Annotated in this window: 8 protein-coding genes; all 8 read right to left on the bottom strand. The window is 70.7% G+C overall.

Going from position 1 to position 6,182, the window contains the following annotated elements:
- Positions 1-529: 529 nt before the first annotated feature.
- The 8 genes from panC to VGT06_08835 all read right to left on the bottom strand — a co-directional run bounded on the left by panC (position 530) and on the right by VGT06_08835 (position 6,168).
- Entirely contained in the window at positions 530-1,366 is an 837-nt protein-coding gene (gene panC / locus VGT06_08870) for a pantoate--beta-alanine ligase (GenBank protein HEV8663234.1), read from the bottom strand.
- Positions 1,367-1,386: 20 nt separating this feature from the next.
- Positions 1,387-2,271 carry a 3-methyl-2-oxobutanoate hydroxymethyltransferase gene (gene panB, locus VGT06_08865; GenBank protein HEV8663233.1) on the bottom strand — a complete coding sequence of 295 codons (885 nt, stop codon included), beginning with the start codon at positions 2,269-2,271 and terminating at the stop codon, positions 1,387-1,389.
- Between the two features lie 161 nt (positions 2,272-2,432).
- The gene (locus VGT06_08860; protein HEV8663232.1) at positions 2,433-3,095 is read right to left on the bottom strand and encodes a deoxynucleoside kinase; all 663 of its coding nucleotides are present in this window, start codon (positions 3,093-3,095) and stop codon (positions 2,433-2,435) included.
- A complete protein-coding gene (gene folK / locus VGT06_08855; protein ID HEV8663231.1) occupies positions 3,092-3,628 on the bottom strand; it encodes a 2-amino-4-hydroxy-6-hydroxymethyldihydropteridine diphosphokinase in 537 nt (178 codons plus the stop codon). Before folK ends, VGT06_08860 begins: the two co-directional genes overlap by 4 nt.
- On the bottom strand, positions 3,604-3,990 hold the full coding sequence (gene folB / locus VGT06_08850) for a dihydroneopterin aldolase (GenBank protein HEV8663230.1): 387 nt from the start codon (positions 3,988-3,990) through the stop codon (positions 3,604-3,606). The genes folK and folB overlap by 25 nt, the downstream gene beginning before the upstream one ends.
- Positions 3,987-5,162 carry an LL-diaminopimelate aminotransferase gene (locus tag VGT06_08845; GenBank protein ID HEV8663229.1) on the bottom strand — a complete coding sequence of 392 codons (1,176 nt, stop codon included), beginning with the start codon at positions 5,160-5,162 and terminating at the stop codon, positions 3,987-3,989. The genes folB and VGT06_08845 overlap by 4 nt, the downstream gene beginning before the upstream one ends.
- Before the next feature lie 40 nt (positions 5,163-5,202).
- Positions 5,203-6,015: a 4-hydroxy-tetrahydrodipicolinate reductase gene (dapB, locus tag VGT06_08840; GenBank protein HEV8663228.1), complete on the bottom strand. Its 813-nt coding sequence runs from the start codon at positions 6,013-6,015 to the stop codon at positions 5,203-5,205.
- A 27-nt stretch (positions 6,016-6,042) separates the two neighbouring features.
- Entirely contained in the window at positions 6,043-6,168 is a 126-nt protein-coding gene (locus VGT06_08835; GenBank protein ID HEV8663227.1) for a hypothetical protein, read from the bottom strand.
- Positions 6,169-6,182: the final 14 nt, after the last annotated feature.

The following is a 6,182-nucleotide window of genomic DNA, read 5'->3' as shown; positions in this document are numbered from 1 at the left end:
CTCCGGAACTGGGCCTAGAACCCTAGCATGCACAGGGGTTTCACGCTGGTCTGACCTCCGACCGAGAATTTCCAGAGATAACCGCAAACTCAGCCCAGAAACCCCACTTTCCAGACTTCGCCGCGCCGCGCAATTTTGCCTGCCTCAAAGGGCCTAACCAACCGTCTTCTCCCGACTTTTCCCGAGTCCTCCCGGCGCCGCCCGCTTTCCAGAATGCAGCAGCAGGTCACACGATCAGGCAGGCATTGACAACAGTCCCCTCCCGGGTGAAGCCATAGGGCGCAAACCTTGCATAGTCCCGGTGGGGCTGTAGGGCGGGGCGCCGGAACGGCGCCGCGGGGAGAGCAGGGTGCGGAAAATCTTCGTCTGGACCGGGTACTTCTGCCTGGGGATTGTTCTCCTGCCGGTGGGGGCCACGCTCTTCATCCTCCTGAGCCCCCTGGTCCTCGGCCTCTTCCTCCTCTTCATCGTCCTTCCAAACGCCTATGCCGTCCAGTTCCTGGGCTGGGCGCGGAACCGCCCTCCGGCCTCAGCTCTCGACCAGGAGATTGTCGATGAGGCGGGCCCTGGAGAACCGGATGGCGAGGGCGAGGAGGACCGGCGGGTCGGCCCGGGGGACCGGCTCCAGCGTGTCCGGGTGCACCACGGCGAGATAGTCGAGGGGGGCGGCGCTTTCGGCGGCGATGCGGGCCGCCATGCCCCGCCGTAGCGCCTCGGGGTCCCGTCGCCCGGCCCGGATCTCGCCGGCGCCCCAGGTGAGAGCCCGAAAGAGCACCGGGGCGGCCCGCCGCTCCTCCGGCGTGAGGTTCACGTTCCGCGAGGAGAGCGCGAGCCCGTCCGGCTCCCGCACCGTCGGACAGACCACGATCTCCAGATCGAGCAGAAGGTCCGCCACGAGGCGCCGGACGATCGCCGCCTGCTGCCAGTCCTTCGCCCCGAAGTACGCCCGGTGGGCCTTGACCACGTGGAAGAGCTTGGTCACGACGGTGGCGACCCCGCGGAAGTGGCCGGGCCTCGCCGCCCCCTCCAGGATGCCGGAGAGCCCCGTGACCTCCACCACGGTCGGGGGGCCCGGCGGATAGACCTGGACGGGCGTGGGGGTCCAGGCCAGGTCGCACCCCCCCTGCTCGGCCAGGCGCAGGTCCCGCGCGAGGTCCCGCGGGTAGATCGCAAAGTCGTCGGGGCGGTCGAACTGCGTGGGGTTCACGAAGAGGCTGATGGCCAGGCGGGTGTTCTCGGCCCGCGCCCGCGCGAGCAGCGCCTGGTGGCCCGCGTGCAGGGCGCCCATGGTCGGGACGAAGCCGATCCGCTCGCCGGCGCGCCGCCAGGCTTCCGTCAGCTCCTGCACCTGCCGCGGCTCATCCAGGACCCGCACCGGGCCCGCCCTCACTTCCGGAAGGCCGCCACCTTCCGGGGCCGGGTCCGGGCGAGGTGCCGCTGGAGCTTCTCCGCCTCGCCCGCCTCCAGGCTGAAGGAGTGCTCCGGGCCCGGGAAGGTCCCGGTCCGGACCTCCTCCCGGAACTGGCCGAAGGCCTGCAAGAGCGTCTCGCGCAGGTTCGCGTAACGCTTCACGAACTTCGGGGTGAACTCGTCGAAGAGCCCCAGCAGGTCGTTCGTGACCAGGACCTGCCCGTCGCACCGGGGGCCGGCGCCGATCCCGATGGTCGGGATGCCGACCGCCCCCGTGATGGCTGCGGCCACCTGCCACGGGAGGCCTTCCAGAACCAGGCTGAAGGCGCCGGCTTGCTCGAGGGCGACGGCATCCTTGAGGAGTCGCGCCGCCGCCTCCGCGCTCCGCCCCTGGACCTTGTACCCGCCCATCCGGTGGATCGCCTGGGGTGTCAAGCCGATGTGCCCCATGACCGGCATCCCGGCCTCCACGAGGGCCGCCACGGTCGCGGCCACCTCCACCCCCCCCTCCAGCTTGACCGCCTGCGCGTTTCCCTCCTTCACCATCCGGCCGGCGCTCCGCAACGCCTCCTCCCGGCTGACCTGGTAGGAGAGGAAGGGCAGGTCCCCCACCACCAGGGCGCGGGAAGCGCCCCGGGCAACCGCGCGCGTGTGGTGGAGCATCTCCTCCAGGGTGACCGGCAGGGTGGTCTCGTAGCCCAGCGCCACCATGGCCAGGGAGTCCCCTACCAGGATGATCTCCACGCCCGCGGCGTCGAGCAGCCGGGCCGTGGGGGTGTCGTAGGCCGTGAGCATCACCACCCGTTCGCCGCGTCCCTTCATGGCGCGAACCGCCGTCGCCGTAACCCGTTCCTGGCGCATGGGGGCCTCCGAACGAAAGAGGCCTCCCGGACGTCTCCGGGAGGCCTCGCCGCGCGACTGCGCAGGGTCCACCGCCTCCGGCCCGGCCGCGGCATCCGGACTGCGGGCGCCCGTCGGCGTCCCGCGTCCCCGCGGGGAAGGGTGGGGCGGCGGGAAGGCTGTTACCCGTCTCGGTCCAGTTGGGATCCAAGCGGGACGTAGTACTGCGTCCCCGCCTTCATCTCGTGGAGCTGTCGGATCAGATCGTCCAGGTCCTCCTTCCGCTTCACGAAGTCGATCTCGCTGGTGTTGACCACCAGCAGGGGGGTCTCGGTGTAGTGGAAGAAGAAGTGGTTATAGGCGGCAGCCACGTCCTCCAGGTACTGGCGGTCGATCTGGCTCTCGAAGGGCTTCCCCCGCTGCCCGATCCGCCGGAGGAGCGTCTCCACGTCGGCCTGCAGGTAGATGACCAGGTCCGGCTTCGGGACCCGCACCTCCAGCATGGGGGCGATCTTCTCGTACAGGGCGAGCTCGTTGTCGTCCAGAGTAACGTACGCGAAAATCCGGTCCTTGGCAAACAGATAATCGCTGATGAGACGCTGGCGGAAGAGGTGGGCTTGCTGGAGCTCCTGCTGCTGCCGATACCGGTTCAGGAGGAAGTAGAGCTGGGCCTGGAAGGCGTACCGGCGCATGTCGGTGTAGAAGTCCTTCAGGAAGGGGTTGTGCTCCGCCACCTCCAGGAGGGTGCGGGCCCCGAGGCGCTGCGCCAGCAGCTCCGCCAGGCTCGTCTTCCCGACGCCGATGGGCCCCTCCACGGCGATGTAGTTTGCGACGATCGGAATCATGGACGGACCCCGGCGGCGGCCGGGCCGATCGTCCACTCGGCGCGGGGGAGGAACAGGCGCACGGCGGGGCCGGGCGGGAGGGCGGCCAGCAGCTCTCGGACGGGCCGGCCCAGGACCGGGTGCGTGAGGTCGGGGGCGATCTCGCAGAGGGGCTCGAGGACGAAGCGCCGCTCGGCCAGATGGGGATGCGGAAGGGTGAGGGCCGGGCTCTGGTACACCGCGTCCCCCAGCAGGAGCAGGTCCAGGTCCAGCGTCCGGGCCGCCCCCGGCAGCCGGGTCCGCGGGCGGCCGCAGGAGAACTCGATCTCGCGCAGCCGGTGGAGGAACCCCTCCGGCTCCAGCGCCGCGGAGACGGCGGCAACCGCGTTCAGGTACCAGTCGTGGCCCGTAACCCCCACCGGCTCCGTCTCGAAGACGGAGGAGAAAGCGGCCAGGCGGAAGTCCGTCCCCCGGGCGAATGCGGCGAGCGCGGCCGTGAGCCAGCCCAGCCGATCCCCCACGTTCCCGCCTAGTCCGACGTAGGCGACGGCCATGGCGCCCTCCGCCGGACCTCCACCCCCACCGCCGTCAGGGTCCCGTCAAAGGGCGGCGAGGGCTTCCGTACCCGCACCAGGACTTCCTGGGCTGGAAAGGCCTTCAGCAGCCCCGTGGCGATCCGGTCCGCCAGGGTCTCGACCAGGTTGCAGCGCCGCCCCTTCCCCACCTCCAGGACCACCCGGCAGACCTCCTCGTAGTTCACCGTATCGGCCACCCGGTCGGAGGCGGCAGCCCGGGTCAGGTCCAGGGTCAGCTCCACGTCCACCCGGAACCTCTGGCCCAGGCGCCGCTCCTCGGGACGGACGCCGTGGTAGCCGAAGAAGGTGAGCCCTTCGATGAGGACCCGGTCGGTGCTCATGGACGCACCCGGAGCCCCTGGATGCGGCGGACCGCCTCCCGGATGCGCTGGACGTCCACGGTCAGAGCGGCCCGGATATACCCCTCGCCGTGCTCCCCGAAGCCGTTGCCGGGGGTCATGACGATGCCCCCCTCGGCGAGCAGGTGCTTCGTGAAGTCGGCCGAGGAGCTCCCCCGGGGGACCGTGATCCAGACGTAGAAGGAGGCCTTCGGCCGCTCCACCTCGAATCCGGTCTGGAGGAGCCCGTCCACCAGGACGTCCCGCCGCTCCTGGTACACCTTGCACTGGTGGGCGACGCAGTCCTGCGGCCCGGTCAGGGCCTCGATCCCGGCCTCCTGGATCGCCTGGAAGACCCCGGAGTCCAGGTTGGTCTTGACCCGCCCGAGCCCGGCCAGGATCTCCGCATTCCCGACGGCGAATCCGACCCGCCACCCCGTCATGTTGTAGGTCTTGGAGAGGGAGTGGACCTCGATGGCCACCTCCTTCGCCCCCTCCACGCTGAGGACGCTCGGGGCCCGATAGCCATCAAAGGCGATCTCGGAGTAGGCAGCGTCGTGACAGAGGATGAGGCCGTGCTCGCGGCAGAAGGCGACTGCCTCCCGGAAGTACTCCAGGGGGGCCGTGGCCCCGGTCGGGTTGTTGGGGTAGTTCAGGAACAGCACCCTCGCCCGGCGCAGGGCATCCCGGGGGACCGCGCCCAGGTCTGCCAGGTAGCCGGCCTCCCTGCGGAGAGGCAGGAAGACCGGGGTCCCTCCGGCGAAGACGGTCCCCGCCTGATAGACCGGATAGCCGGGGCTCGGGACCAGAACCACCTCCCCCGGGTTCACGAAGGCCAGCGGCAGGTGCCCGATCCCCTCCTTGCTCCCGATCAGGGCGAGCACCTCGCTCACCGGGTCCAGGTGCACCCCGAAGCGCCGCTGGACCCAGGCCGCCGCGGCCTCGCGGAACGCCAGGAGCCCTTCGTAGGAGGGGTACTGGTGGTTCTTCGGGTCCACGGACGCCGCGGCGAGCCGGCGGACGATGTGGGGAGGGGTCGGCAGGTCCGGATCCCCGATCCCGAGGTTGATGATGTCCACCCCCCGCCGGAGGGCGTCCTGCTTGAGCCGGTCGATCTCGGCAAAGAGGTAGGGGGGAAGCTGGGTCAGACGGTCGGCGAGCCGGAAGCGGGGCATGAATCCTCCTGCTCCTCTGGCGGCGGCGGGGGGCGGGAGCTCACTTCAGGCCGAGGACATCCCCCATGTCGTAGAGGCCCGGCGCGGCGCGAACGGCGAAGCGGGCGGCGCGGAGGGCCCCCCGCCCGAAGTTCTCCCGGCTATGGGCCCGGTGGGTGAGCTCGATCCGCTCCCCCATGCCGCCGAAGACCACCGTGTGCTCCCCCACGATGTCCCCGGCCCGCACGGTGTGGATGCCGATCTCCTGCTTGGGGCGCTCTCCCACCATGCCCTTCCGCCCGTAGATTCCCACCTGCTCCAGATCCCGCCCCAGCGCCTCCGCCAGCACCTGGGCCATCTTCAGGGCGGTCCCGCTGGGAGCGTCCTTCTTGAAGTGATGATGCGCCTCGACCAGCTCGATGTCGTAGTCTTCCCCGAGCAGGCGGGCCGCCTCGGCCAGCAGGCGGTAGAGGACGTTCACCCCCACGCTCATGTTGGGGGAGACGACGCAGGGGACGCGCTCCGCGTGCGTCCGGATCTCGGCCAGGTGCTCCTTGCTGAGCCCCGTGGTCCCGACCACGATCGCCCGCCCGCCGGCGGCCGCCGCCCGGACGTGGGCCACCGAGGCCTCGGGGGAGGTGAAATCGATCGCCACGTCCGCCCCGGGGAGGAGGGCCGCGATCCCGTCGGCCACCTTGACGCCGGTGGTACCGACCCCGGCCAGCTCCCCGGCGTCCCGGCCGAGGGCCGGATGCCCGGGCCGCTCGGTCGCGCCGACCAGGGTAAAGTCGGGCGCCTCCCGGACCAGGGCGATCATCCGGCCGCCCATCTTCCCGGCCGCCCCCGTCACCACGGCCCGGATCTTTTGGGTCACGTTCAGCCCCCGCCGGATCCGGATTCCCTAGACCGGCAGCCCGTAGGCCTTCATCGCCTTTTCCAGTTTCCGGACGTTGGCCTCCCCCATCGGGGTCATGGGCAGGCGCACCTGCCCGTTGCCCAGCCCCAGGAGCTTCATGGCGGTCTTCACCGGGATGGGGTTGG

This window comes from Candidatus Methylomirabilis sp., from assembly GCA_036000645.1.
Taxonomy (GTDB): Bacteria; Methylomirabilota; Methylomirabilia; order Methylomirabilales; family JACPAU01; genus JACPAU01.
Note: the sequence above shows the minus strand (reverse complement) of the source record. Positions and strands in the feature narration are given on the sequence as shown.

What these genes read in the sequence shown, in the direction of transcription:
- panB (HEV8663233.1), bottom strand. Translation starts at nt 2,271, where the DNA reads ATGCGCCAGGAACGGGTTACGGCGACGGCGGTTCGCGCCATGAAGGGA.
- VGT06_08860 (HEV8663232.1), bottom strand. Translation starts at nt 3,095, where the DNA reads ATGATTCCGATCGTCGCAAACTACATCGCCGTGGAGGGGCCCATCGGC.
- folB (HEV8663230.1), bottom strand. Translation starts at nt 3,990, where the DNA reads ATGAGCACCGACCGGGTCCTCATCGAAGGGCTCACCTTCTTCGGCTAC.
- VGT06_08845 (HEV8663229.1), bottom strand. Translation starts at nt 5,162, where the DNA reads ATGCCCCGCTTCCGGCTCGCCGACCGTCTGACCCAGCTTCCCCCCTAC.
- folK (HEV8663231.1), bottom strand. Translation starts at nt 3,628, where the DNA reads ATGGCCGTCGCCTACGTCGGACTAGGCGGGAACGTGGGGGATCGGCTG.